Origin of the sequence: Bremerella sp. P1 (genome assembly GCF_028748185.1) — a bacterium.
GTDB lineage: Bacteria > Planctomycetota > Planctomycetia > Pirellulales > Pirellulaceae > Bremerella.
This window is the reverse complement of record NZ_CP118164.1, coordinates 4,025,355-4,052,338: the sequence shown is the minus strand read 5'-3', so window position 1 is coordinate 4,052,338 and position 26,984 is coordinate 4,025,355. Positions and strand designations below refer to the sequence as shown.

Genomic DNA, 26,984 nt, shown 5'->3' with positions numbered 1-26,984 from the left:
TCTATCGATCGGGGTGGACAGGTTTTACCGATAATCGTATCTAGGAACGACAAAGCGCGAAGAATTGCGGCCAGGAGGGCCCTTTTCCAGCGGTTCCGATAACATCGATACCCATCTCGACCTTCAGCAAAAGGATTTGCTGTGACTCAGATCCACCCTTCCGCAATCGTTCATGCTTCGGCGGAAATTGGCGAAAACGTCACGATCGGCCCGTTCTGCGTCGTTGAAGAAAACACCAAGGTGGGAGATGGATGCGAGCTGAATTCCTTTGTCTCCATCAAAGAAGGCACCACGCTAGGTGCGAACAATAAAGTACACGAACACGCCGTCATCGGTGGACCTCCCCAACACCTGCGGGCCGGAGCCGATCTGGGCGACGTCATCATTGGTACGGGCAATGTCATCCGAGAGTTCACCACCATTCACCGCGGTTTGGCTCCTGGCAAAAATACGGTCATCGGCGACAACAACCTGTTGATGGTTCAATCGCATGTCGGCCACGACACGATCATCGGAAACAACACCATCATCACCAATAACGTGATGTTGGGTGGACACGTCGTCATTGAAGACCGCGCCTATGTCAGCGGTGCCGTTGCCGTGCATCAGTTCTGCCGTATTGGTCGCAACGCCATGGTGGGCGGTCAGGCACACGTCGTGCAAGACGTTGCTCCCTACGTCACCGTCGATGGCTGCAGCAGCCTGGTCGTTGGCCTGAATATTATTGGGCTGAAACGAAGCGGCTTCACACCGGAACAGCTCTCGGAGCTGAAGCGAGCCTATCGCATCATCTTCCGATCGAACCTTACCAATCGCGAAGCACTGGATCGCGTTCGACGCGAGTTCCCGATGAGCCCCGCCGGTCATTTCGCCGACTTCCTGGCCGAAAGCGAACGCGGCTTCATTCAGGCCCGTAGCCGAGGTCGTGGCGTGGACGTCAGCCGACCGCAACTTCGCGTTCTCTTAAACGAAAAAGACACCACCAGCGACACAAGCCGCCGTGCTGGTTAGGCATTTCGTTGTAGCCTAAACACATCCATGCTAAGGTGAGTCACGAAGTTTCTCATCTTGCCGTGGAATTCGTTTAGCAAGCGTAAATGCTCAGAATGATGTCGAATCTACGTAGCCTGACACAACCTAAACGTGGATTCGTTGGGTTTGCCGCGGCAGCTTCCTTGGCCATCGGCTTCTGCGCGATCTTGTCGCTCGCAGTCCCCATTGCAGGGCTGGTGCTCTTTTTCTTCTGGACGCTACCGAGCCTCATTCATGCCAGGGCCAGTATTGTTCGTCAAAGCCTCTTTGTTCCACTGCCTTGGGAAGATCAATTCGCTGCGGTAATCGTGGGGTTCATTCTGCAAATCCCACTTTGGCTGACAGCCGGATTTATTGGCTTTTTACTGGCTGCCGTCCTACTCGCCGGCACCCCAACGCAAACTATCGGCGGTTGGCCGCTCGAATCCGCGGTGTACTTCGTCCTTTGGATCGGCGTCACTATCGGCATCTATTGTCTTCTGTTTTTCGCAACGCTGATCTGGTCGATTCATGGAATCTACCATGACGATCCCGCTTCGAAATGCGTGAGCATTCGCGACGCAAAACCGATCTATCATCCGTTCTAACTACTTGATTGAGTTCAGCCGCTCGTCCGAGAGATCCAACTGGTACATGATCGTGTTGTAGTCGTACCGGGGCGTGCCGACTTTGGTCGCGGAGAACTGCTTGGTGTAGGTTCCATCGAAGTAAATCAACTGCCCATCGGCTTGATCCAGAAAGTGATGGTGCACCGGATTGTAGAAGGTGTATTTGTCGTGCGTGACGATCTTCTTTGCCTTTTCCCATTTGCCGGGGATTGTCTTTGAGGCCAGGAAATAGACTTCCCCTAGATTGGACTCTTCCCCATAGATCTCATTGGCAATCATCACCCAACACTCGAGATATTCGTTCCAACGTACCGAACCGCGATGCAGCGTAATCTTCCTGCCTTTGTCGATATCGGTGGTTTGAATCCAACCTTCTCCTGGTTGAATATGACCTGCCTGTTCTAGCTGCCGCTGCCGCTGAGCGTCGACAAGGTCCGTATCCTTTCGCCAGGCGTAGTCGAGCTGGCCCTGCGAATCTCGAGCAAGCCGAGGATTGCGTCGATCAAAACTGGCCCCTTCTTCTAAGCACGTCCAGGCCTCGTACTGAGTAGGATCGAACACGGCATCCCACTTGGCTGACACACGTAGAATTGGGTAAGGAGTTGCGAAATAGATGTACTGCTGACCGTTGTCCTTATGCCTGAACGTTTGCCCTTGGGGGTAAAGTCGTGTCCCTGCGGGAAACTGATTAACTTGATCGAAGATCTCGGTCTCTTCGTTGAATACGGCGATCCCGCTGCGGTGTTCCTTGCCGAGGCCTTCTCGAACGGAGTAGTGCGTGACCGCCTTTGTTTGACCATCGTTGTCTTCCAGCGTAAAGATACCGTGCATCCAGACGACAGCCCCTCCAATATCGTTCTTATACATCGGCTTGCTGAAGCCACTGTCGTCGTCGATGTATTTCTGATCAATGCCGATCGACGGATCCATTCCCCCGTTACTCGGCAGTTTGGACCAGGCGCCAGACGTCGCGAAGTTTCCCAGGGGATAGGATGCCCGAGCCGTGTCGCCCCACGTCCAGAGAATCCGATCACCTAAGACGACGGCCTGGGTCGAGTCCTGCCCCATGACTTGGGCGTTCAGATTTGGATGCCGCCAAGGGCTCGGCATGCCCAAGTGAGTTGAGTAGTGGAACTGCCCCTGTCCGGTAACTCGATAGAGTCTCTGAGCGACGTTCTTTCGTTTGATCTTCAACTGAGCCGTTTTACCCGGAAGCACCTCCAAGGCGCGACCGCGGTTGCCAAAGCCATCAGCGGGGAATTCGTAGCCGTGACCTTCGATCGAAAAGTAAACCTTCTGCCCCATCAGTCCTGGCTCATCAACGGCGACCCAGCCTGCGTTGTCAGTGACCAGTCGAATCTCGTTAGTCGTTCGAAGTTCAACCAACGGCACTCCGCGTCCCGTATCCTCATCGATCATCTGGATTCCAAACGGAGGAGACGAGTCCGAGGCCTGGGTCGGTAAGCCCTGTGCCGACAACACGGCACGAAGGACTAAGGCCAAAAGCAGCGAAGCGAGGATCATTACCCAGTGTGCGCGGGAGCGAAACATGCGAGGCTCGGAGGGGGAAAACAAGGAACACATACACCGCTATGCATGCGTTAAGGGAGGGATTGGCGAAGGGAAGTCGAAGGAATCGACGAACTTCTATGTTAACTAGTTTCCCCGGAGGGATTCCAGAGAATAAGATACGTCATCCGCTATTCTCAGAGAGAGAGACCGACCGAGTTTTTTGCTAGCGAGATCGCCCCGAGCCCCCAGAACATCCTTCCTGTAGCTCACGCTGACACAATTCTCAATCCAAATAAGAGTAAGAGACCTACAACTTGCCGTGCCACACGCACTAACGCATGTGGATTGGTGAATTTGCTTGTATTGCCAATTGATCGTTATGAAGATGGGGACAGAAGGGGACGCAGTCGGCGGTAAGATAACCGTCGAAACCAAGAAAGGGATTCTCCCGTGTTTGCGATTGCCTACGCTAGTTACAGCACCGTCGACAGCTCTGAGCTGGATCTGGAAGGATTAGCCAGTCATGCTTCCGCGAAGAACGCTACTCTGGGAATTACAGGTTACCTGTGCTACGACCACGGCGTGTTCTTTCAGTATCTCGAAGGAGAGCGGCAGGTCGTGGTAGACCTGATGGACGTCATCGAAAAAGACATCCGGCATGATGTGGTCAACAAAGTCGACCTGGGAGAGTATGACGGACGCATTTTCCCCGATTGGAGCATGCGATACCTGAACCGCAGCGACCTGCGACGTGTCGATCTAGAAAACGTTCTGGAGCACTCGCTGTTTCACATGGATCCGAAGCTGTACGGCCAAGAGAATATTGTGGCTCTGATCAAAGCCCTGGTCGCGAATATTTCGGCCCGACAGAACCATTTGAAAGCTGTCTAAGAACCCGCATGGGATCTTTCTAGACCGGTTGAATTGGTTTTTCAGGCAAATCTGAGGCAGCAGGCCAATTTTTGGCCCCTGGGGTCCTTGAAAAAAGAGGCATCCAGAGGCATAAATAGTTGTTTCCAGCTGACAACTTAGGCCGAAGTGGCGGAATTGGCAGACGCGCTAGGTTCAGGTCCTAGTGGGGGTTAACCCCGTGGAGGTTCAAGTCCTCTCTTCGGCACTCAATAAAAAAACCACGATGGGTTAACCATCGTGGTTTTCTTTTTTGGTAGTTGATCAAACTTCTAGTTCTCGACGAACATCGCGTTGTTGCGATCACCTCGCGAAAGAAGATAGGCCATCAGGTCCTTGATTTCTTCTTCGGTGAAGTTGTCTAACAGCCCTTCTGGCATCATCGACTTATCCGAAGGAACGATTTCTTCGATCGTGTTGGTGTTAACCATGGTCAGGGCGTTTGGATCGAGCATGTTCGTGTTCACTCGATACGTGTCTCCGGCCAGGTTCACAATTCGACCAACCACGACTTTACCGTCATCGGTGAGGATTTTGACGGCCTGGTATTGATCGCTCACCTGCTTGCTTGGCAGGATCGTCGACTCGAGGATGTCACGCGGGCTGAAGCGGCCTGACAGACCGGTCAAGTCGGGACCGATCGCCCCGCCCTGTCCGTCAAATCGATGGCAGGCAAAGCAGCTCGCTTCGCCGAAGAGCTGACGCCCCTTGTCGAAGTTGCGCCCCTTCAATGCCGAAGGCTCGACCACGGCGGCCAGATCTTCGACCCCCCATTTCTTGACAAGCGTGCGAGGCTTGCCGCTGAACACAGGCGTCGTCGATTCCGGCTTCTTGTTCAGAATCGCAGCCAAGGCCTTCTTACGTTCTGGTGTAAGGTTCTCCACGGCTTCCTTCTTGATGTCCTGCACAAACAGATCGAAGCTTGCCCCACCACGGTAAGTCGCCGCTTTATGGAACCAGCTGAAGTAGCGTTCTTGCAACTGATCGGTCCAGCCTGCCTTCAACAAGCGAAGGCTCTTGGCCAGTTCGATCTGCTGCTCCTGAGTCGGCGTTGCTTCCAACAGGGCCACCAGTTTAGGTGCCGCGGTCGGCGATTGCAGACGAACCAGAATTTCGGCCAGCATGCGGTTCTCTTCAGGAGACTTGGCCGGCAGCAGCGGGTCGAGCTTCTTCAGGTAACGGTCACGAAGGGCAGCATCGTCTCCCATCCGCAGTAGGACCAGGCCATAGGCCCGCAAGAGATCCAGCTTCTGCGATTTGGTTACCGAAGCGTAATCGATCGCGTCAAGCTTATCGAGAATCTGTCCACGTAGCGAATCGTCGCCGGTACGAGCCAACGCGATGGCCGTGGTGATCACGCCATTGGTGTCGCTCAAAGCGAGAGCCTTTTCCTGCCAGGAGGTCGGATCCTGATGTTCCAGGGCGATGCGGGCTGCCTGTCGGATGAAACGGTCGTCGTTACCTAGATTTGCCACGGCGAGATCCAAACCGACAGGATCCTTGGAAACATGCAGCTTTTCCAGCTCGCGACGCAGCTTCATCTTTTCGCTTGCGCCAGACGAAGGGGCCTCATGACCGGGCTGCTCGTCGCCAACGTAGGTAACCCGGTACAGACCGGACTGAACCTTACGACCACCGACGGTGAAGTACATCGCTTTGTCCGCAGGGCGAACGACGATATCTGTCAACGGTAGAGGCTGGCCGGTAATGAACTCTTCGGCGGTTGCCTTGTAGGACGCACCATCTTCTTCCAGATGCACAGCGTAAAGCTTGCCGTAGCTCCAATCGCAAGCGTACAGGGCGTCTTCGTACTTCTTGGGGAAGTCGGCACCGTAGCCAAACGCGACGCCGGTGGGAGAACCTGGGCCGATATCAATCGTGGCTGGAGTGCTGTCCGGGTAGTATTCAGGCCATTTTCCTGATCCGTTTCGCCAACCGAATTCGGCACCGCTGACCACGTGACAAATACGGGTCGGTCGATACCAAGGCGTATTCAAGTCCCATTCCATGTCGGCGTCATAGGTGAACAGTTCACCATCGCGATTGAACGCGGCGTCGTATTCATTACGGAAACCAACGGCCATCAACTCCCACTCTTTTCCTTCGGGGTCGATCTTGGCGATGTATCCACCAGGAGCCATCTTATCTCGCATGAATCCACGACCGTAAATTCGTGGCAGGATCAGATCTTCGTCCCAGACCTGTGGCACACGCGAGGACGCAAATTCGGTCTCATTGGTTTGGTTACCACAAACGACCACCAAGTGCTTGCCGTCAGGGTGCACCATGATCGCGTGAGGACCATGCTCGCCGCCACCATTAAGCTTGCGAAGCTCGGTCACTTTGTCGAGCTTGCCATCTCCATCGCTATCGGTCACGCGGTGAAGTCCGCTCGGGAACTGGCCACTATTGACGACGACGTACAGACTGTCGAAAGCCCAAATCAAACCTTGGGCACCACCGATCTTCACATCGATCGGGGTTACCGTGACTTCACCCTTCGTACCAGCGTTGGGCACGGCCACATGGTAGAGCTTGCCGTACTGATCGCAGACAATCAGATTGCCATCAGGGCCAATACACATGCTAACCCAAGATCCCTGCTGATCTTTGGGAACAGAGTAAAGTAGTTCCACGTTGAATCCATCAGCGACCTTGAAGTGCTTAGGATCGGTGGCTGTCGGCTCCTTGGCCAGCGCTACCGTACCCAAACTGAGCAGCAGCGCGAATGTGCTGAGGAAGGTCCAAACTTGCTTTTTTGTCATTGAGATCAACTCACCAGGCAGAAACATAAAAAATAGCGCAAGAGAATTTAAACTCTCTTTCGGGGGACTTTTCAATCTAATCACAGCTGTTGCGGGCTTTCAACTCCCTTAGAAACCGCAGTTTGTCGTTTTGGGACAAAAAAATGGCCACCGAGTTACTTCGGTGGCCCTTTCAAATTGCAAGAACGGACGAATTACGGACGCAGGTCGTAACACATCAACTTGTCTTGTTCGCGGAGGTAAAGCTTGCCATCCACGATGACCGGGTGCGACCAGCTTTCTTTCTCTTGAAATTCAGGTTTCAGCGTTCCCTTTAGTACGTACTCGTTTGGATTCGCTTCCACCAACGCCAGAATGCCGGACTGATATCGGTAAATCAGGTTACCGTCGGCGTAAAGGATCGCGGCTGAGCCTTTTCCTTCAGGTCGGAAGTCGCCCCCCCACTGAACTTTGCCAGTCTTCATTTCAACACAAATCGGAAATCCGCTGTTGTGCTTGGTACCGGCGTAGATGTAGTCACCGATTTTGATCATCCCGCCGTGATGGTTTTGAAAGGTCTTGGCATCCAAGAAGTAGACTTCTTCGGCTTCGATCTTGCCACCAACGTTCTTCAAGTGAACCAGTCCCGCGCCGGTTTGGTATCCCGTCGAAGCAAAGATATAGTCGCCGTCGATCACAGGATCGGGAATGTTCGCCGTACCATTGGCAACCTGATTGTACGACCAGAGCAGATCACCCGTTTCGGCGTCGACACCAATCAAGCCGCGGCCGATCAGCTTTACGTATTGCTTCTTGCCGGCTGCATTGCAAACTAGCGTCGACGAGTAGCCTGCTTCGTCTTTGCCTTTATCACCCAGGTCTGCTTCACCACGCGGGGTCACCCAGATTTCATCACCCGTCTTCTTATTCAGACAAACGAGCAGGGCCTTGGACGAGCCAGCACCGCAAATCAATTTGTCGCCATCAATCAGCGGCGATTCGGCAAAGCCCCAACTAGGCAGCTTTGCCCCATATTCTTCTTGCAAGTTTCGCTTCCAGACGATGTCTCCCGACTTGCGATTCAGTCGGGCAACGGTCCCTTCCGACATGACGACATAAAGGTCTTCGCCATCGACGGTCGGCGTGCAGCGCGAACCAGTGTAACCGTGCTTAGGGACTTTGGAGGTCAGGTTTTGCTTCCAGGCAACTGTCTTCGAGCCGAGGTCAAAGCAGACGACGGCTTGTCCGTCCGAGAAATTACCGGTGGTGTACAGGTCGTTTCCAACAATGGAAACACTGGCATAACCTTCGCCAAGACCTTCCCCCATCCAAAGAAGCTTGGGTTGTTGCTCTTCCCAATTGGAAATCAATCCGGTCGCCGGCGACTTGCCGTTACGCTCGGGGCCACGCCATTGCGGCCAATCTTGATCATTCTCGGCCGCCAGCGCAGGGATGGTGCAGGTAAGCAGCAGCAGAGCGATCGTTGTGTACCGGCTTTTCATGCCAATTCCTTGAAATTAAAGGGAGGGAGTCTAGTCGGGCAGGCGATTATGGAAGGCGCGATCGCCGTGAGATAGAATAGAGGTATCCAATTTGCAGGTGAACCTCGATTGAGGAAAGTTTAAACGGGGTAAAATTCCCTTGCAACTGATGAGTAAATTCACTACCTCATAGATTCAGCAGGTTTGCTGCCACAAACGTGCCGCATATCCTTTGGACAATTTTCGCCGGAGGGTTAAGCCTGTAGTTCCCGAACACCCTGTCGTACCTCTTCTCGTGGGAATGGATTGGCCCGAATGCCTTCGTCCTCGTCTAGCTCGACCCAATCAGAATTGCGGTGGTATTACGCCGTTGACGATGCCCACGTCGGCCCGGTCTCGGCGACCAAATTTTGGCAACTGGCTGAAGAAGGGGTGATCAAAGCAGATACTCTTGTCTGGTGTACGGGGTATACCGATTGGGTCCCCGCGAAAACAATCGATGGGCTATTTCGCTCTCGCCCAGGCCGTTCGAGTGATTCCAGCTTTTCAGGCAGTTCGTCGAGTTCCGCACAACTCAGCCCTACCCCGATGAAGCCCCCACCGATGGAGGATGCCCCTTCCGATATCGACACCACCTTACTCATGCAGATCGCCAAGTCCGGTATTCTGCTGGGGTTGCTCTGCATCGTATTTACCCGAGGTTGTGACCAGATCGATCAAGCTCGTATCGATGGCCTTTCCGCGGAACGAAGCATCTCTGAACAGGAATTCGAGCAGCGCGAAGCGTCTGAGATTGGTCCTTTGCAGCAGACAGTCGATGAACTTCAGGCCAAAGAGTTCGTTACTACCGAAGATAAGAAACAACAGCAGGAAGCCATCGAGGCATTACGTACTGCCAAAGTCATGATGGCCAACGAGCAAAAGCGAATGGAGTCGGAAACCTGGGGCCCCCTTCGAGCAGAAGAAGCACGTGCCGCATCTGAGAAGCTCTCGGTGCAAATGTTCCGGCGGATCGCGGGCCTCTTGGGAACAACACTCACGCTTCTGGGGCTCGGGATCGCTCTCTTTTATGGGCCTTCCGACCAACAACTGGGGATTTGGATCGTGCTGGCGGTCCTTATCGCGGCCGCTTACTTGGCTTAGCTCCCAATCTAAGCAATTTCACAAGACGCCTGGCCAATTTCACAGACGACAGGCGTTTTGATTGGAATCGAGGCCACGAGATTTTACATTGGTTGGAGATCCTTTCCCGTCCGCCATGCCCCACTCGCCTCCTCCGAAAGCTCCTCAATGCGTCGCACTTTCGTTCGAATTATCCTGTCCGTGGGACTCATTCTGACTACATTCTCCACGGTTCAAGCTGCCGAAAATGACGACAACTTCGTTCCTCGTCGTCAGCAAGGAATCCCAGGCCCGCCACTTTCGCCCGAGGAAGCTATCGCCAAGATGACTGTCCCAAGCGGGTTTTCGGTGGAAGTCGTTGCGTCAGAACCAGACATTGTGAATCCGGTCGCGATGACATTCGACGAGAAGGGACGGATCTGGGTCACGGAGAGTTTCGAGTACCCACGCTCCGAGCCAGGTCCAGGCCGCGATCGTATCAAGGTTCTGGAAGACTCCGACCAAGACGGGAAAATCGATAAAGTAACAATCTTCGCTGAAGGACTGAATATCCCCTCAGGCATTGCTGTTGGGCATGGGGGCGTGTGGGTCGCCAACGCCCCTGACATTCTCTTCATGCAAGATACCGACGGTGACTTGAAAGCGGACAAGACCGAAGTGGTCGTTTCTGGCTTCGGTCGGACCGACACCCACGAGCTACCGAATTCTTTGACCTGGGGGCCTGATGGATATCTCTATGGCCTCAATGGCGTCTTTAACTACTGCCACGTAAAGCATCGCGGACAAGATTTCGTATTCACGTGCGCCATGTTTCGGATCGATCCACGTACCCGAGAGTTCGAACTATTTTGCGAAGGAACCAGCAATCCCTGGGGGATCGCCTTCGATCCCAACGGCCAGGCGTTTGTCAGTGCCTGCGTGATTGACCACCTATGGCATCTCACCGAAAGCGGCTACTACCACCGGCAAGGCGGTCCCTACCCACCGCATACCTGGAAGATCGAATCGATCGTCAATCACAAACACCAAATGGCTGCCTACTGCGGCATCGAATACTTCGATAGCGACGCCTATCCCGAAGAGTACCGCGACTGTTTGTACATGGGGAACATTCATGGTGGATGCCTGAATGTCGATGTTCTCGAGCGTGATGGTTCCACGTACTTTGCCAAACCGCGTCCCGACTTCATGACAGCCAACGATGTCTGGCATATGCCGGTGGATCAGAAGACCGGCCCCGATGGCTGCCTTTACGTGCTCGACTGGTACGACCGGTACCACTGTTATCAAGATGCCCGGGCACGTCCTGCTGATGTCGACCGGCTGAAAGGACGTCTCTATCGCGTTCGCTACGAAAACACGCCACGAGCCAAACCGTTTGACCTGAAGCAAGAGACCGACGACGAGCTCATCGCACGACTTGCTTCCCCCAATCGTTTTTATCGTGAGCTGGCTCAACGCGTTCTATCCGAACGAGCAAGCCAAAAGGCAATTCCCAAGCTCGAGTCGATCGTGCTGGACGAAACTGTGACCCAGAAGACGCGTCTCCACGCGTTGTGGTCGCTGATCGGTGCTCGCCAGCTTTCCGATAACTTCTCGCTTAAACTTCTCGCGCACTCCAATCCTCAGCTGCGAAGTTGGGCCGTGCGGTACCAAGGCACCGTCGCATCCGATAATGCCGAGATCGCCCAGCGAATTCGTGAATTGGCACACGACGAAAGCCCCGATGTTCGCCTGCAAGTTGCCACCCTTGCCCCACAAGTTGATTATCTGCCCACGGTCCCCACGCTGTTGGAAGTCTTGCATCATTCGCAGGGAGACAAGCTGATTCCACATATTGTCTGGCAGAATCTGCATCCACGGCTGGAGCAAGAGACGCCTAAGTACCTTTCGCTGATGCAAAAGGCCCCCTTCGCTCAAAGTGAGGCCGCTTTGTCCCTCTTACCACGTGCAGCCGGACGCATCTTGGGGACACAAGGGCTTTCGGTCGAGCATGTCGCAACATTGGTGAAACTGCTTGCTTCCCAAGACGGCCAGGAAAAACAACTAGCCGCATGCCTAGGAAGAATTGCTGCCCAAACTCAGTCACGTGAGCTGACTGGCGAGCGTTTAGCCCAGCTCAAGTCGGAACTTGCCGAATCTCTTTCTGAAGTCATTGCGTCCGGCAGCAAGCACCCAGGCTATTATGATGCGGCAAACTTGGCACTCGCCTGGAGTGACCCTAACGCCATAAACATCGTCCCGCAGGTCTTCATGTCGACCAATGAGCCAGCCGGCCGACGTGTCGCCGCACTTGATGCGATGTTGTCCGCTGGTCATCCTCAGGCAATTGCCCTGGTCACGAAGTACTTTGAGGCTCCCAGCAAAGACCAAGACGAAGTTGGCCGGATTATTCAAACGCTCGGTAAGTCCGACTCGGATGTCATCGCTAAACTTCTACTAGAACGACTTGATGCGCTGTCTTCTGAGAATCGCCCGAAAGCGGTCGAAGTCCTGTTGCAGCGGCCAGCGTGGACACTGTTGCTTCTCTCGCAGATCGAAAACGGCAGCATTCCGAAAGACACAATGTCGGTCAATCAACTTCAACGATTGGTGAGCACATCGCACCCTGAAGTCAACCAGCAGATTGCTTCGATCTACGGTACGATCAAAACAGGACGTGATCCCTCTCGCACCTTCATCGTCGCCCAGATGCGGCGTTTGGTGACCTCCCGCGACGGCGACCCTCATCGCGGGATCGAAGTCTATAACAAGCTTTGCGGACAGTGCCACAAACTGCACGGCAAAGGACAGGAAGTTGGCCCGGAAATCACCGTCAATGGACGAGGGAATCTCGAGCAGTTACTCTCGAATGTCTTCGACCCTAGCTTGGTGATCGGCAAAGACTATCAAGCGGTCACGGTCCTAACGACCGAAGGTCGCGTGCTTTCGGGGCTGCTAGTCGAAGATAGCCCTTCGCGTGTCGTCCTGAAAATGCAGGGAGGCAAACTGGAAACGATCGCCCGGGACGACGTCGATGACATGAAGACGTCGGACACATCCCTGATGCCCGAAGGAATCGAAAAGCAGCTCTCCCCGAAAGAAATCCTTGATCTGTTTGCCTACCTGACCCTTACCAAGCCTCCGGAAGATCCAAACGCTGAATTGATCTCTGGGGCAGGCACCGTTGATCCGGGTGAGATTGTGCTTCCTTCTAACGCCCACAATCTGCTGGTAGACGCGAAGATCTCGACCAATGTCCCCGAGTTTGAAGCAGGCAAGCGTGGTGAAGCTCGCGATCCTATCTTCAACCCCAAGACCGACAAGTTCGTACGAGACTCACAGTGGCACGAGATCGGAGTGGGTAGTGGCGGCGAGCTTGGCGTCCTCAGCGAAGAACAAGCGGTTACCTGGACCGCGACCTGGGACAAACCAGTCAGCATCAACTTCCTGACACTTTCAGGTACGTATCCGAACCAACCTCAGCCAGACACGGCCTGGGCGGTAGAAGCCAAGGTTGACGGAACCTGGCAAACGCTCGAACGGGGCCAAGGCGGCTGGTACAACAAAGGCCGCTTTGTGTGGGGCTGGCCTGGTGCGGTTAGCGTTCCGGTCGAGGCGCTACGCGTGAAGGTGTTCAGCCCCGACGAAAAAACCCCTATTCGCAGCATACACTTCCGCGGCGAACAGGGGTTCTCATGGTTTGCAGGTAATCTGCTGCCGGAAACGAGCGTTGTCCGGCAGTAGTCACCATTTCTACTGATATCAACCGGCCTTACGGCTGGCGACCGTTACCGAGCCTTCCTTGTTCGCGTGAAACACGCCAGGATCGTCGGTGCCGTTGCCATCCCAGTCACCAACCGTGGGCACATCGTCCCAATCGCCAAGCTGGAAGACCTTGTCGGTCGGCTCCATGACATGGTTGCCGTTGTCGTCGAGGATCCACTGCCCACCACGATAGATACCGATTTCATCAATGCCGTCACCATTCCAGTCGCCGACGACCGGAAGGTCACCATCTTCCCCGTAGGCAAACGCCGCATCGACTTCAGGATTCCAGCGACCATCGCCGTTGGAGTCGACGTGCCATGTACCATTACGGAAGACAGCAATCGTGCTGATGCCATCACCGTTCCAGTCACCAACCAACGCATGATCTCCACCTACACCAAAGTGGAACGTATGGTCGATCAGGTCCTGGCGGAACTTGCCATGCTGGGCGACCTTCATCACGCGAGTACCGTGTGGAGCATTCTCTTCTTTCGGAGGAATGTTCTTAGGCTTCTCGACTGAGACGAAGCTATTCGCTGCGTCCGGCAGACCGGGTTCTTCCTTCACGGCGCGAGGATCGTTCGGCCAGGCCTTGCCGTAGATACCGATGTCGTCTTTACCGTCGCCGTCCCAGTCACCCACAACTGGCTGATCGCCATCATGACCGAGCTTGGCGTACATATCTTCGTCGTCCCACCGACCGTTGCCGTTGAGATCGATGAACCAGTGACCATCGATAAAGACACCCAGTTCGCTGACACCGTCACCGTTGAAGTCACCAGCAACCGGAATCGCGTCCTTCGAGCCGAACAAACGATGAAGCGTTTCAGACTCTTCACTATCCTCGCCATCGGCGAGCAAGGTCCAACTTGCCTGACTGAGGTTTTCAGTGTTCCAAGGATTCAGATCCCCGTTAGCCGACGTGAGCCAGAACGATTCCGAAACCGCGACGGGTTCTTTACCACGAGGATCACCGGCATTGACCACGCTCAGATGCCAGGTAAACCCAACGGCCGAACCACCGTAAGGCTGAATAATTTGCGGCAAGGCCAACAGTTCCGCCGGAGGAATCAGCTCTGGGGTCGGCGGTGGAACCGCAACAACCGGAGGCGTCAGAGGCGGATCGGATGGCGGAATCTCCGGTGGCGGAATGAATGGCACCACACGGATTTCGCTGAAGTTGTTTTCCAGCGATTCGGTTCCGCCGACCACGAAGATCCGAATGATCGCGTCATGACCTGGATCGATCGACAAGGCAGAAACTTCAGGACCGATGGTGCCTGGGTTCACCGCCAAACCACCAGTGGTACCAACCGTGTCGATACTGTCGATGTAGCCATCGGGATGAATCTGATAGACGGCGTAGAAGCCGGTCTTAAGTCCTTCAAATCGATAGAAACCATTCGCGTCGGTCACCACGCGGACCGGCCCATCCCCGTAGATCCCTTGCAGGACGGTATCGCTATTACCGTAAATCGGCATACCCGAGAAGCCATCGCGTAGCTCAAGTACAACGCCAGAAAGTGGAGTATCGTCTGCTGTTCGTTGCCCATCTCGCAAGGAAGCGATATCGCTGGGCACTTCGCCGGTGGCATTCGAGATCACGGCACCATCCTGGAACACGTACCCCGAGAGTGCCGCAGGCGGAAGCTCGCAGAAGTTGTGTTCGTCGAGATGCTGGCCGGAATGCGTAACGATGTTCGAGATGACGTCGGTCACCGAAGCATCGGCCAAGCCGTTGTGGTCGATTTGTCCACCTTGGAAGTATCCAGCCGGCTGCGATTCAACAACGGTGTAATTACCTGGCGGCAAGCCATCGAACTGATAGTGACCGTTGGCATCGGTGAACGTGGTTGCGATCTCGTTGCCACTTTCATCAAGCAGCGTGATCTTCACGCCGACGATAGGCTGCTCGTCCTCGTCGAAGATACAGTCCTGATCCGGGTCGACGTGAACGAAACCACCGATCGAGGTCGGCAGCACTTCACCGAAGTCGTATTCGATACCTGACTGACCGAACTTCAAGTCGATCGTGTGGATCACGTCCCCAGGGTTCGTGGCCGAACCAACGGTCGATCCATTGATCGTACCGGCGGCATCGAGGCCATCGAGGTAACCGGTTGGCTGTGTTTCGACAATGCGATAAACGCCCTTGGTTAAACCGGTAAAGTGATAGAAGCCGTTTTCATCGGTAACGAGCGTATCGACCAGGTTGCCGCTCTCGTTGAACAACTGAACCGTCGTTCCTCCGATCCCTTCTTCTCCGGCTTCACGAATCCCGTTGTTGTTTCGATCGTGATAAACGTAGCCTGAAAGATCGGCAGGCTCGCTTTCGCAGAAGTCGTAGTCTTCGCCGTGCTGACCAGCCATCAGCGTGATCGATTCGATTCGGTCGTTGCCACCAAACTCACCAACCACGATGCCATTAATGGTACCGATACTGTCTCCGCCGTCGATCAGGCCTGGCGGAGTCACTTCGACAACGGTGTAGGTACCTGGCAGCAGTTCGCCAAAGAAGTAATCGCCGTTGGCGTCGGTAACCGTCGATTTCAGCAAGTTGCCTGAGGCATCGTAGAGATGAATCGTCGCACCCACGACGGGGCGAGCGGTCGATGATTCGTGTTCACAGTTACCATCCTCGTCAGTGAGGTGAACACTTCCAGAAATCGAAGCGTACAGGAATTCGCCAAAATTGTAGTTGATACCGTGCTCGTCGCTGCCGATCGCAATGCCGTTGATTTCGTCGCCAGGATTCACGGCGACGCCACGAACGACACCATTAATCGTACCGGCCTCGTCGATTCCGTCCTGGTAGGCAATCGGATGCGTTTCGATAACGCGGTAGTTGCCTGGCACCAAGTCCAGGAACTCGTAGTAGCCGTTCTCATCGGTCGTCGTAAAGAACGTTTCGTTGGTATCGGTGTTGATCAACGTGATGGTGACGTTGGCGATTCCTTCTTCACCGGCATTCTTGGTGCCGTTCACGTTCCGGTCGTGATAGACGTAGCCACTAAGCGAACCATGTTTGATTTCACCAAAGTTATACTCAATACCTTGGTCTCCCCATTTCACGTCGATCGTGTTGATCTCGTCGCCTGGGTTTACGGCCGTACCAACCGTGGTGCCAAAGATCGTACCGGCCGTGTCGAGACCGTCGATGTATTCAAACGGTTGAATTTCGCCGAGATGGTACTGTCCCTTGCTCAGGCCGACGAATTCGTAGTAGCCGTTGACATCCGTGATGGCGAGCCCAACCGGGATGTTGCTTTCGTCATACAGCTGAACGAGTACGCCTTCGATGCCCTCTTCGCCAGCTTCGCGAATGCCGTTGTTGTTACGGTCGTGGTAGACGTATCCGGAGATGCTGGCCGGTAGGTGTTCGCAGAAGTCATAATCGACACCGGAATCACCGGAGAGCAACTCGATATTCGCAATACGGTCGTTGCCGTCAAGGTTACCGACCTGGATGCCGTCGATCGTGCCGACATGGTCGCCACCATCGATGAGCCCTGGAGGAGTGATCTCTTCGATTGTGTACACGCCCGGCAGCAAGTCACCGAAATAGTAGTCACCATTGGCATCGGTGGTCGTCGTCGCAACGAGATTACCTAGGCTGTCGTACAGATTGATGACTGCACCTTCGATCGGCGTCGTGACGATGTCTTCGCCGTAGCAATTGCCATCAGGGTCAGTAAGGTGAACATGACCGCGGATCTCAGCGGGACGAATTTCGCCGAAGTTGTAGTTGATACCGGAGTCACCACCCTTGAGCGTGATGGTGCTGATTCGATCGCCTGGATTCTGTGCGACACCTTTGATCACGCCATTCACGGTACCGGCAGTGTCTTTACCATCCTGATACGTCGGCGGCTGAACGACTTCCAGCACTTCGTAGACGCCTGGCGGCATATTGGTGACTTTGTAGTAGCCGTTGGCATCCGTGGTCACCAGGAACGACTGAGGATTGCCCAGGACGTCGACTCCTTGCACCCGGATCTGAACGCCAGCAATTCCTTCTTCGCCTGCTTCTTTGATTCCGTCGTTGTCGCGATCGTGGTACACGTAGCCATCGATCATGGCAGGAGTCGCTTCGGCGAAGTCGTAGTCGATCGCCGCCGTACCGCCTAGTGGAATACTAATCTCGGTCAGCACGTCCGGATCGCCCGAAACCGTGGAACCGGTTGGGGTTCCTTCGACGGTCCCTGGTACCGCACCAACGCTGAAGTAACCGGTCGGCTGGGTTTCACGTACTTGGTAGGTACCTGGCTGCAGCCCCAGATCTTCACCAAAGAGGTAGTTACCGTCGGCATCGGTCAATACGGTATGGCCCGTGTTAACAAAGACGCCGCCTTCCTTCTTCCACAGGGTCAGCGAAACACCCGCGATACCAACTTCTCCGGCATCTTGGGTGAGGCTGAGGTTCGGGTCGTGGTAAACCGTACCACTGATGCTAATTGGAAGCGGCTGCTGGACGATGCTGCCGAACGCACCGTCAGTTCGGTCACGATGTCCGGTCGAGTTGTCAGCTGGCAGATCCAAGCCGGATTCGGCCAACTTGGCATCGTACATGTCATAGAACTTGGTATTGATCGTGGCGTCCTCGTAGTGAGCCGCCGAGAATTCACCGGTGAGCAGCGTTCCGTGGAATTCCGCACCCGAAGCAATCGGGTCGATCAGCGTTTCCCCAGGGTTGCTGGGGTCGTAGATGATGATTTCATCGACGTCGATTGAGAACTTTAATTCTTCGCCAGCATCGAATCCGACAAAGTCGAGGATCAAGCGACTACCACCATCGGTGACGGTCGCGGTAATCGAATCAATGCCATTGGCCGAGACGATTTGGAAAGGAAATGCGTTATCAGCTCCGAGGCCACCAGGCGTGATATCGAAGATCATGTCGCCGGTGCTTAGCCCAGGTATATTTCCGAAGTTCTCGATCTGATCACCATCGAAGACCAGTTGGGTCAGTTGCGTTCCCTCAGCACCACCATCGAAGGTGACGATGAACGTATCGCCATGGTCGTCACCACCGGCGCCGTCCTCTTCATGATAAATCGCACCAAGCCGAATCGGATCGGCCGACATTACGCGGCGTGCTTCGAGTGCCTCGATACCTCGCGAACGTACCGGGCGATTGAGAGCAGCATTCTTGCCGCCACCAAAAAAGCTACGAAAACGACGCAATGCGTCTCGATAGTGGAAACCCATCAGGCGACTCCTGTGCCTTGCTTTCGCATCCCTGCGAAAATGGTGACCTAATTAATTCGAGAAACGGCTGACCGGAACCGTTAACACGGGGGGGGAATTTTGACGCGAGTTGCCCAGGTCCCAAACACGGATCGTGGTATCGAAACCGCTGGAAACCATCGTTTTCCCTTGAGCAGCAAGCGTCGCGACAGTGCCATCATGGCCTGCCAGACGATCAATCTCTTCGTAAGTATCCAAGCTCCACAGGCGAACTTCGTTGTCGCTTCCGCCAGTGGCGATAATTCCTGGCTGAACGAGTGAAACCGAAAAGACCTTCGCATCGCCGGTTGGCAATGAAGCGATCTCTTGCCCAGTCTCTACGCTGTGAACGTTCAACTTGCGATCTTCACTTCCGCTGACGATCTGCACGCCGTCTTCGGAGAAAGCCAAGCCGTGGATACGCTCGTTGTGTGCGCGAATGTCTCGCACCTTGGAACCACTTGCCGTGTTCCAAATACGAATAATGCCGGTACGCCCTGCGGCGGCGACAAGTTTGCCATCGGGTGAGAAGCTCACAGCTCGCAGATCGTTTCCAGCGGCATTCCACTGTTGGATCTTCTTACCGGAGTACGGATCGTAAACGACAACCGAATCATCGAAGCCGACGACTGCCAGCTGGGTTCCGTCATGATTGAAATCAACGGCGGTGATCACGCTGGGAAATTCACTTCCGCTACGCAATTGGATGTTCTCCTGAACGTCCCAAAGCAAGACCTGACGATCGTTACCGGCCGTGGCGAGCAATTTTCCGTTAGGCGAAAACTGAGCCGCACGGACCCAGTCAGTATGTTCCTTGAGCGTCACAATGACTCGCCCAGTGGCGATTTCCATGATCCGCACGAAGTGATCATCCCCAGCGACCGCCATCAGCTTGCCGGTAGGATGAATTTCGATCTGAGAAACGACCGGCGGGTGCAGTCGCTCGGCATCCGGCTTCAACTGGATCGTGTGCGACAGCTTGACGGGCGAAATCTGGGCAAGGGCAATCGACGGAACGATCCAAGTGGCGATCACGGCTGCGGTACCGATAATTTGCTTAATCATCGTTCTGTTGCGTCTCCCTCGCTGAACTCATGTTCGGGACCCTTCGTAGTCCCTAGACGTACAACGGTATTTATCGACACAACGCGCAGGCCAACCTCAAGCGATCGCCGAAAGTTTACCAATTTAGGTAAACTTTTCCGGATACGCGGCCGCATGCTCTGCTGGCATCTCAAAGAATTAGCCAAGCCGATTCAAGAAAAAAGAGGACATGTGAACATGTCCTCTTTTGGTAGCTGCGAAGTCAATTCACAAGCGATGCTATCGCTTTTCAATCGGAACGAATTCCCGCTTGGTTTCGCCCGTGTAGATCTGACGTGGACGACAGATGCGTTTGGTCGGCGAGCCGTGCATTTCTTTCCAGTGGGCGATCCAACCGGGAAGTCGGCCCATAGCAAACAGCACCGTGAACATTTGAACGGGGATGCCGATGGCTCGATAGATCACACCGGAATAGAAGTCGACGTTCGGATAGAGCTTACGTGCAACAAAATATTCGTCGTTCAAGGCCGCATGCTCAAGCTTTTGAGCAACATCGAAGAGCGGATCCTTAATGTCAAGCTTATCCAACAGACGGTCACAAGCCTTCTTGATGATCGTCGCTCGCGGATCGAAGTTCTTGTAGACGCGATGCCCGAAGCCCATCAAGCGGACTTTGCTCTTCTTATCCTTGGCCTGCTCGACGTACTTATCGACGTCGCCGCCATTTTCAATGATCTCTTCCAGCATGTTCACCACGGCTTCATTCGCACCGCCGTGAAGCGGTCCCCACAGGGCACTGATCCCTGCGGAAATCGAAGCAAACAAGTTGGCATCAGCCGAACCGACCATGCGAACTGTCGATGTGCTGCAGTTTTGTTCGTGATCCGCGTGCACGATCAGCAACAAGTTCAATGCATCGACGAAATCAGGGTCGACATGGAATGGCTCGCTTGGAACGGCGAACATCATCTGCAGGAAGTTTTCACAGTACGAAAGGTCATTCTGCGGATAGATAAACGGTTGGCCGAATGACTTTTTGTAGCTGTAAGCGGCAATCGTCGGCAGCTTGGCCAACAAGCGATGGATCGAAACTTCAACTTGTTGTGGATCGTGAGGGTCGAGCGAGTCTTGATAGAACGTCGAGAGGGCGCTGACAACGCTGGACAGGATGGCCATCGGGTGCGCGTCACGTGGGAAGCCGTCGTAGAACGACCGCATGTCCTCGTGCAGCATCGTGTGGCGGCGGATCGAATTACGGAAGTTCGTCAGTTGCTCTTCGGTGGGCAGTTCGCCGTAGATCAAAAGGTACATGACCTCGACGAAGTCGCAGTTGGCGGCCAGTTCTTCGATTGGGTAGCCGCGATAGCGAAGGATACCCGCTTCACCATCTAAGTAAGTAATCGCGCTGGTCGTTGAACCTGTGTTGACATAGCCTTCGTCCAGGGTGATGAAGCCGGTCCCGCCACGAAGCTTCGAGATGTCGACCGCCTTCTCGTCTTCACTACCCACGACAACGGGCAGTTCGATTTCATTTCCATCGAGCAATAGCTTGGCAGTATCGGACATGCAGACTTCCTCACTGGGGGCATACGCGAGCTTCCCCGACGCATTTCGGGGCAGCCTTGGTTCCGCGGCGGTCACGGCACCGATCGACTGCACGATGCATTAAATAGCTGGCGCGGAACAAACTCTGGACATTAACTTTTGACCGCTACTTTACTCGATTGTAGAGGCCAACAAAATAGGCGGTACTGAAACATTCGCCTGACATAAGTACCGCTTATTTTAATTCTTACGAAACGAGAGACATTTCTATGGCAGAACAGGCGAATTAACCGCCCTAATAGCCAAGAGAAAAGCAGGGAAATCTTAATAAGATTTCCGGCTCGCGCAGAGTTTTCCGGCAGTTTCACCCCCTGCCGAAGGGCCTCGCTGGGGCCAATTATTTGTCTTCGTCGAAGATTGTCCAGACTTGGGCTTTCGACTTTACATCCTTGATGTAGGCCTGCATCTGCTCTTGGCGACGCTCATTCTGGATTTTCTCTCGAATCTCGACTTGAGCTTTGGTGAAGGGAACCATGCCAGCGTCTTGTCGCTCGAGAACACGAACGATGTGAAAGCCTTCGGCCGACTCAATAATAGGGCTCAGTTCACCAACCGGCAGACTGAAAATGGCCTGATCGACCGTTTCGTTCTTCAGACTACCTTGGCGAGTCCAATCGTACTGACCACCGCTGGAAGCCTTGATCCCCTGGGATTCGCGTTTGGCAACCGCGTTCAAGGGGGCTCCGCGTAGTACCTGATTCCCCATGCTGGCCATCGCTTCCCAAGCCGCCTGACGATTGGGGAATTCCGAGAACTTCACCATCAACTGTTCCCATTTGACCTTGGCTAGTTTTTCGTAGTCTTTGGCGTGCTCGTTGTAGTAGTCGAGCATTTGCTGATGGGTGACTTCTTCGTCCTTCTTTACCTTCCGTTGGATCTGCTGCTGGGCAACCAGCTTTTCGACGAACTGTCGTCGTTTCTTTTCCAGCGACCCACCCAGTTCGCGAAGCTTCATGTCGAGTTCGGCAGGCGAGTTCACCTCGGCGTTCTTCATGTCGGTCTCGAGCTGATACTCTTCGTAGTTCTTACCGAGCATCTCCTGCATTTCGGACATCCGATCGCTAGGGACCGCGCGCATGAAATCAAGATAGACGACTTTGATGTCAATCAAGCCGGGCAGCATCTGCTTGAGTGCCTGCTCCTTGAACTTCTCGATCTCTTCCGGTGAAACACTTTCACGCTGCTCAGGCGGAAGTGATGCGAGACGCTCGTTGATCATCTGATTCACCGGCCCCAAGACATCACCCGCGAGGATCGGTTCGCCATTGACGATCGCCACAATGCGAGCTGGCTTAAAGAGATCTTCCTTGGGCCTGGCTGCCGGTTGCTGAGGCAAGTTGGCAACCCGAGGAGCCGCGGGCTGATTGAAATTGTTTTGCGGGGGAACCGTCTGATAGTTGGGCTGATTAGTCGCGGGGTAGTTTGTTGTCGAGTACGTCGGCACGGCCGCTTGCGTTTGCGGATAGTTGTAGCTGTTTTGAGGTGGATAGCTCGGCATGTCACCCACAACTGCCGTTGCACCACCCGACGAAGGAGAATTGCTGGGGTAGCTTCCGACGCTAGGGGCAGTCCTCGCCGCCGTTCGGTATTGAGGTTCACTCGCAGCGCGACGCTGAGAGAATGGATCGGAAGGCGTTTGTTGAGCCGTCGCTGCCGCGTCCTCTTTCCAAGGATTGAGCCAGCCAAACTGAGCTCTAGCTTCGCTCGGAGAGAGCAGGACGGAGCTAAGCATGAGGCCTGCAAAGCAGGTGCTCAGACCAATGTTTTTGCTAGTCGCGTAAGCAGCTGAAATCACGTTGCTTGACTTCCCATCCATGAGGAGTTCCCATTCGATTGCGGCATCCGGCCGCGCTCGCGCAAGAGAATTGCGGGCGGAGTATAGGAACGCACCTAACTAGCACGCAACATCATTCTTGCAAAATCCAGCAATTCCGATCCATTCATGCTGGCATCTGGCAGCGGAATATAGGCCCGGGTCTCGTCCACAACACGGAGCTTCTTTCCGCGCAACTTTGCTAGCTGCTGGATTCTGGATGCATTCGTATATACGAAGACGAGAAAAGTTTGATCGACCTCTTCCTCGACGTAAATCGCGGAAACCTGCCAAAAAGCTGCATCTAATTTGAGGGCAACCAGCCGCAAAAGCTCTTCGACCGCCTCGGGAGTCGGTCCAAAGCGGTCGCGCATCTCCTCTTCAATTTGTTGCAGATCTTCATCGGATGCGATCCGGGTCATACGTCGATAAAGATCGATCTTCTGCCGCATATCACCGACGTAATCGTCGGGCAAGTATGCCTCAACAGGCAAATCGATATCGACATCAATCGTCAGCTTCGGCGGCATCTTCTGCAGCTTACGCACGGCACTTTCCAGAAGCTGGCAGTACAACTCGTAGCCAACCGTCGCGATGTGCCCGCTTTGCTGGGTCCCAAGAATGTTGCCAGCACCGCGGATTTCGAGGTCCCGCATCGAGATAGCGAAACCGGCCCCCATGTGGCTGAATTCTTCGATGGCATGCAAACGCTTGCTAGCGATCGGCGTGAGGTGCTTGCCTGGCTCAAGCAGAAGATAGCAATAGCCGCGATGGTGCGACCGCCCGACGCGTCCGCGAAGTTGGTGCAGGTCAGCCAAGCCATATCGATCGGCTTCATCAACGAAAATGGTATTCGCGTTAGGAATGTCGAGCCCACTCTCGATAATCGTAGTCGCCAGCAGCAAGTCGAACTTCCCGTCAATAAAGTCGACCATGACCTGCTCGAGCGCCCCTTCGGCCATTTGGCCGTGGCCAATCCCGATCTTCGCTTCCGGCACGATCCGCTGCAGCTTCGCGGCCACCAGCTGAATATCTTGAACGCGGTTGTGAACGAAATAGACTTGCCCACCGCGGTTCAATTCACGCAGGACCGCATGACGGATGAGTTCGTCATTCCATCGTGAAACCTTGGTTTCAACCGCGATACGATCTTTAGGCGCGGTTTCCAGATTACTGATATCTCGGACACCCACCAGCGACATATGCAGGGTTCGCGGAATGGGAGTCGCCGTCATGGTGAGCACGTCCACGGTTGTACGCAGATGCTTCAACCGCTCTTTCACCTCGACACCAAAACGCTGCTCTTCATCAATGATGACGACGCCTAGGTTTTGAAACTCGATATCCTTAGAAGCCAAACGATGCGTACCAATGACCACATCAACGGTACCCGCCTTCAACCCTCCAACGACTTCCCGCTGCTCTTTGGCCGTACCAAATCGACTGAGACGAGCAATGGTGAAAGGGAATTCAGCCATCCGCTCCCGAAAGCTCTTGTAGTGCTGTTCGGCCAGGATCGTCGTGGGTACGAGGACAGCTACCTGGAAGCCATTGTCGACCGCCTTGAATGCTGCCCGCATCGCGACTTCCGTCTTTCCAAAACCGACATCACCACACAACAAGCGATCCATAGGACGAGGCTGGATCATATCCTGCTTGATGGCAGCGATGGCCAGCACCTGGTCGTCCGTTTCCGTGTAGGGAAACGAGGCGTCAAACTCGTACTGCCAGCGTGTATCTTCAGCGAAAGCGATCCCAGGGCGACTCTTTCGTTCGGCTTGAACTTGCAGGAGATCGGCGGCCAGATCCTTGACCGCCTTTTCAACGTTCTCTTTCTGCTTCTTCCAGACAACACCGCCAATGCGTGCCAGGGGAGGCCGGGTCTTGCTGCCGCCAACATATTTCTGAACAAGATCGATCTTGGAAGCTGGGACAAAGATCTTGGTCTCGCCGTGAAACTCCAGCACCAAGTGCTCTTCGGCGTGCCCTTGCTTCTCGATCAGCCGCAAGCCTCGATAACGGCCAATGCCATGACCAAGATGAACAACCAGATCTCCCTTTTTCAGGTCAAGAAAACTATCGATGACCTTGCCGAGACGTCGCGTCTTGGTGCGGTGCAGAGCTCCACGATGGAAGATCTCGTTGCCACTAACCAGCACGAGTTGCCCATCACGAAAGCGAAAACCTTGGTGCAATTCTCCCAACACATAATGAAGCCGCCCCGACTTGGCGACCTGCGTTGCATCGAGAATCTCATGCAACCGTTCGACTTCGGCTTCCGTCTGCGAAACGATGACGACGTCTAGATTCTGGCTGACGACATCCAATTCACCCCGGACACGTTCGACATCGCCGCTAAACTGTTCGACCGACTCAAAGTTCAGATTGGCCGTTACGTTAAACGATCCGCTCGCGATGCCTGCCACCGAAACCTTACGAAAGTCGTTTAGCCTGACGATGGTCTCTGCAAACTCAAAGGCATCGCGTACGTCATCGACACGCTTCAGATAATCGTTCGCCGTTTGCTTCATCTGATCGGGCTCGATCAGCAGAAACACAGAATCTTCCGGTAAGTAATCAACAAAACTACCCTGGTAGTCTCGCGAATGCCTGAGGGCCGTGATATCGATCTGTTGAAGTGAATCGACACTACGTTGCGTTTGGACATCAATTTCGCGGAGTGATTCGATTTCATCGCCAAACAGCTCCACCCGCACCGGCCGTTGCCAATCAGGAGCAAAGATATCGAGAATGCCCCCTCGCAAGGAAAACTCGCCTGGCAACTCCACCGCCGTTGTCGAGTGATATTTGTGAGCGAGCAGCCACTTGCCTAATTCCTCCGGCAGCAACTGCTGACCCACTTCAAGGCGGCGGCTGTTGGCAACGATGTTCTCTTTACCAGGAACGGGCTGAATCAAGCTCTCGATGGAAGTGACCAAGAGGGAAGGACACTTGCCATAAACCAACTGCTTTAAGAGTCTCAGCCGGGCAGCGTAAATCTCGTCGTGCAGTCGACGTTCGTCAGGCGATGACTCCCAGGCCGGAAATGCGGCGACATCCGCGTTGGAAAACAGCGGCAGCGCTTCGGCAAGCTTGTCGATCTCGGTCAGATGAGGAGCGACAAGTACGACATGCGGGGACACTTCGCCGAAGAAAGCAGCGGCCACCAGCGCGCAGGCTGAGCCCCAGACTCCTTCCAAAGTTGCGTCCTTCCCTTGCTTCAGGGCCTGGACTACGTTTTGGAACGATTCATTCTGCTCGAAACATTGCGGCAGACTTTTGAGCATCGTCGCCGCTTGCTGGGATGTCGCAATGCTCATTTTCGTAGTCGTGAATTCTAGAGTGAATGATAGAATCGGGCCAAGATGCGATCCGCTGTTTTCTTGTCCTTCCCGCCATGTACTTCGTTCAAAAGGAACTTTTTCATGGACCTTCGCCTTCTGTTGGTTCTCTTACTCACCTACTTCACCGGTGTCGCAACTCTCTCGGCCGAAGAACTCCCGGGCTGGGGTGAGGTCATCGATCCAGTTGGCAATTGTCCGGTTGATTTCGTGGACTCTGGCATCTCGATGTCGATTCCAGCGGGGCTGCACGACATGAACCCGCGAATTCAGATCACCAACGCTCCTCGCGTGCTTAAAGACGTTAACGAAGACTTTCTCTTTGAAGTACGCGTGGGAGACTACCCGAGGCCACAAGCGCAGACCGGTGTCGATGGACACGCAAGCTATGTTGCTGCGGGAATACTGCTCTGGCAGGACGATCGCAACCTACTTCGCTGGACGAGAACGGCCAGTGGCGAAGCCAACGCGGTATTTCTCAGCTGCGAGCAATACAAACAGGGGCAATTGATAGGTGGTGGCAACTTCCCGATGGAAGACAAGCCAATCACCCTTCGCCTGGAACGCCGAAAAGACCGACTTATACTCTCGGCAACTTACGACAACTCGACGTGGCGCAAGGTGTTAGAACGCCGCTGTTCGCTCGAGAAAGACATTAAAGTAGGGGTGTTCGGCCTCAACGTAACGGAAAAGGACATCGAATATCGATTCGAAGCACCCTATTTGCTCTCGTCCCAATAGTGGAAATCTCCATGTATTCACCTCACATTCAGGAATCCTGAAGTAAATGCAAAGAT

14 protein-coding genes and 1 tRNA gene are annotated in these 26,984 nt (G+C 54.3%); 7 read left to right on the top strand and 8 right to left on the bottom strand.

The window, feature by feature from the left end:
- Nucleotides 1-141: 141 nt before the first annotated feature.
- Nucleotides 142-1,011 carry an acyl-ACP--UDP-N-acetylglucosamine O-acyltransferase gene (gene lpxA, locus PSR63_RS16995; protein ID WP_274326871.1) on the top strand — a complete coding sequence of 290 codons (870 nt, stop codon included), beginning with the start codon at nt 142-144 and terminating at the stop codon, nt 1,009-1,011.
- Nucleotides 1,012-1,097: 86 nt separating this feature from the next.
- The gene (locus PSR63_RS16990) at nt 1,098-1,619 is read left to right on the top strand and encodes a hypothetical protein (RefSeq protein WP_274326870.1); all 522 of its coding nucleotides are present in this window, start codon (nt 1,098-1,100) and stop codon (nt 1,617-1,619) included.
- Here the strand turns inward: PSR63_RS16990 and PSR63_RS16985 are convergent, their stop codons facing one another.
- The gene (locus PSR63_RS16985) at nt 1,620-3,191 is read right to left on the bottom strand and encodes a hypothetical protein (protein WP_274326869.1); all 1,572 of its coding nucleotides are present in this window, start codon (nt 3,189-3,191) and stop codon (nt 1,620-1,622) included.
- A 411-nt stretch (nt 3,192-3,602) separates the two neighbouring features.
- On the opposite strand from PSR63_RS16985, the gene PSR63_RS16980 reads away from it, so the two are divergent.
- Both PSR63_RS16980 and PSR63_RS16975 read left to right on the top strand, forming a co-directional pair.
- The gene (locus PSR63_RS16980; RefSeq protein WP_274326868.1) at nt 3,603-4,043 is read left to right on the top strand and encodes a BLUF domain-containing protein; all 441 of its coding nucleotides are present in this window, start codon (nt 3,603-3,605) and stop codon (nt 4,041-4,043) included.
- A 141-nt stretch (nt 4,044-4,184) separates the two neighbouring features.
- Nucleotides 4,185-4,269 (top strand) — tRNA-Leu (locus tag PSR63_RS16975).
- Between the two features lie 64 nt (nt 4,270-4,333).
- On the opposite strand, the gene PSR63_RS16970 is transcribed toward PSR63_RS16975, so the two are convergent.
- Complete coding sequence (locus PSR63_RS16970) at nt 4,334-6,826, bottom strand: c-type cytochrome (RefSeq protein ID WP_274326867.1); 2,493 nt, start codon at nt 6,824-6,826, stop codon at nt 4,334-4,336.
- Nucleotides 6,827-7,020: 194 nt separating this feature from the next.
- Nucleotides 7,021-8,307, bottom strand: coding sequence for a PQQ-binding-like beta-propeller repeat protein (locus PSR63_RS16965; protein ID WP_274326866.1), 1,287 nt, complete (start codon nt 8,305-8,307; stop codon nt 7,021-7,023).
- Between the two features lie 294 nt (nt 8,308-8,601).
- Here PSR63_RS16965 and PSR63_RS16960 point away from each other — a divergent pair, with 294 nt between their 5' ends.
- Nucleotides 8,602-9,429 carry a DUF4339 domain-containing protein gene (locus PSR63_RS16960; protein ID WP_274326865.1) on the top strand — a complete coding sequence of 276 codons (828 nt, stop codon included), beginning with the start codon at nt 8,602-8,604 and terminating at the stop codon, nt 9,427-9,429.
- 147 nt (nt 9,430-9,576) lie between these two features.
- On the top strand, nt 9,577-13,134 hold the full coding sequence (locus PSR63_RS16955; RefSeq protein WP_274326864.1) for a PVC-type heme-binding CxxCH protein: 3,558 nt from the start codon (nt 9,577-9,579) through the stop codon (nt 13,132-13,134).
- Between the two features lie 18 nt (nt 13,135-13,152).
- On the opposite strand, the gene PSR63_RS16950 is transcribed toward PSR63_RS16955, so the two are convergent.
- From PSR63_RS16950 to mfd, 5 genes are all read right to left on the bottom strand, one after another.
- Nucleotides 13,153-18,366 carry an SdrD B-like domain-containing protein gene (locus PSR63_RS16950; RefSeq protein ID WP_274326863.1) on the bottom strand — a complete coding sequence of 1,738 codons (5,214 nt, stop codon included), beginning with the start codon at nt 18,364-18,366 and terminating at the stop codon, nt 13,153-13,155.
- A gap of 51 nt (nt 18,367-18,417) precedes the next feature.
- A complete protein-coding gene (locus PSR63_RS16945) occupies nt 18,418-19,449 on the bottom strand; it encodes a WD40 repeat domain-containing protein (protein WP_274326862.1) in 1,032 nt (343 codons plus the stop codon).
- A gap of 258 nt (nt 19,450-19,707) precedes the next feature.
- Nucleotides 19,708-20,994 carry a citrate synthase gene (locus tag PSR63_RS16940; protein WP_274326861.1) on the bottom strand — a complete coding sequence of 429 codons (1,287 nt, stop codon included), beginning with the start codon at nt 20,992-20,994 and terminating at the stop codon, nt 19,708-19,710.
- A 376-nt stretch (nt 20,995-21,370) separates the two neighbouring features.
- Nucleotides 21,371-22,765 (bottom strand): peptidylprolyl isomerase, encoded by a 1,395-nt coding sequence (locus PSR63_RS16935; RefSeq protein WP_274326860.1) that lies wholly within the window; start codon nt 22,763-22,765, stop codon nt 21,371-21,373.
- A 158-nt stretch (nt 22,766-22,923) separates the two neighbouring features.
- Complete coding sequence (gene mfd / locus PSR63_RS16930; protein ID WP_274326859.1) at nt 22,924-26,166, bottom strand: transcription-repair coupling factor; 3,243 nt, start codon at nt 26,164-26,166, stop codon at nt 22,924-22,926.
- Between the two features lie 105 nt (nt 26,167-26,271).
- On the opposite strand from mfd, the gene PSR63_RS16925 reads away from it, so the two are divergent.
- Nucleotides 26,272-26,928 (top strand): hypothetical protein, encoded by a 657-nt coding sequence (locus tag PSR63_RS16925; RefSeq protein ID WP_274326858.1) that lies wholly within the window; start codon nt 26,272-26,274, stop codon nt 26,926-26,928.
- Nucleotides 26,929-26,984 lie beyond the last annotated feature (56 nt).

Bases quoted from the DNA above. Each gene is read 5' to 3' on its own strand.
- PSR63_RS16990 (WP_274326870.1), top strand. From the start codon at position 1,098: ATGCTCAGAATGATGTCGAATCTACGTAGCCTGACACAACCTAAACGT.
- PSR63_RS16985 (WP_274326869.1), bottom strand. From the start codon at position 3,191: ATGTTTCGCTCCCGCGCACACTGGGTAATGATCCTCGCTTCGCTGCTT.
- PSR63_RS16970 (WP_274326867.1), bottom strand. From the start codon at position 6,826: ATGACAAAAAAGCAAGTTTGGACCTTCCTCAGCACATTCGCGCTGCTG.
- PSR63_RS16965 (WP_274326866.1), bottom strand. From the start codon at position 8,307: ATGAAAAGCCGGTACACAACGATCGCTCTGCTGCTGCTTACCTGCACC.
- PSR63_RS16960 (WP_274326865.1), top strand. From the start codon at position 8,602: ATGCCTTCGTCCTCGTCTAGCTCGACCCAATCAGAATTGCGGTGGTAT.
- PSR63_RS16955 (WP_274326864.1), top strand. From the start codon at position 9,577: ATGCGTCGCACTTTCGTTCGAATTATCCTGTCCGTGGGACTCATTCTG.
- PSR63_RS16950 (WP_274326863.1), bottom strand. From the start codon at position 18,366: ATGGGTTTCCACTATCGAGACGCATTGCGTCGTTTTCGTAGCTTTTTT.
- PSR63_RS16945 (WP_274326862.1), bottom strand. From the start codon at position 19,449: ATGATTAAGCAAATTATCGGTACCGCAGCCGTGATCGCCACTTGGATC.
- PSR63_RS16940 (WP_274326861.1), bottom strand. From the start codon at position 20,994: ATGTCCGATACTGCCAAGCTATTGCTCGATGGAAATGAAATCGAACTG.
- PSR63_RS16935 (WP_274326860.1), bottom strand. From the start codon at position 22,765: ATGCTTAGCTCCGTCCTGCTCTCTCCGAGCGAAGCTAGAGCTCAGTTT.
- mfd (WP_274326859.1), bottom strand. From the start codon at position 26,166: ATGAGCATTGCGACATCCCAGCAAGCGGCGACGATGCTCAAAAGTCTG.
- PSR63_RS16925 (WP_274326858.1), top strand. From the start codon at position 26,272: ATGGACCTTCGCCTTCTGTTGGTTCTCTTACTCACCTACTTCACCGGT.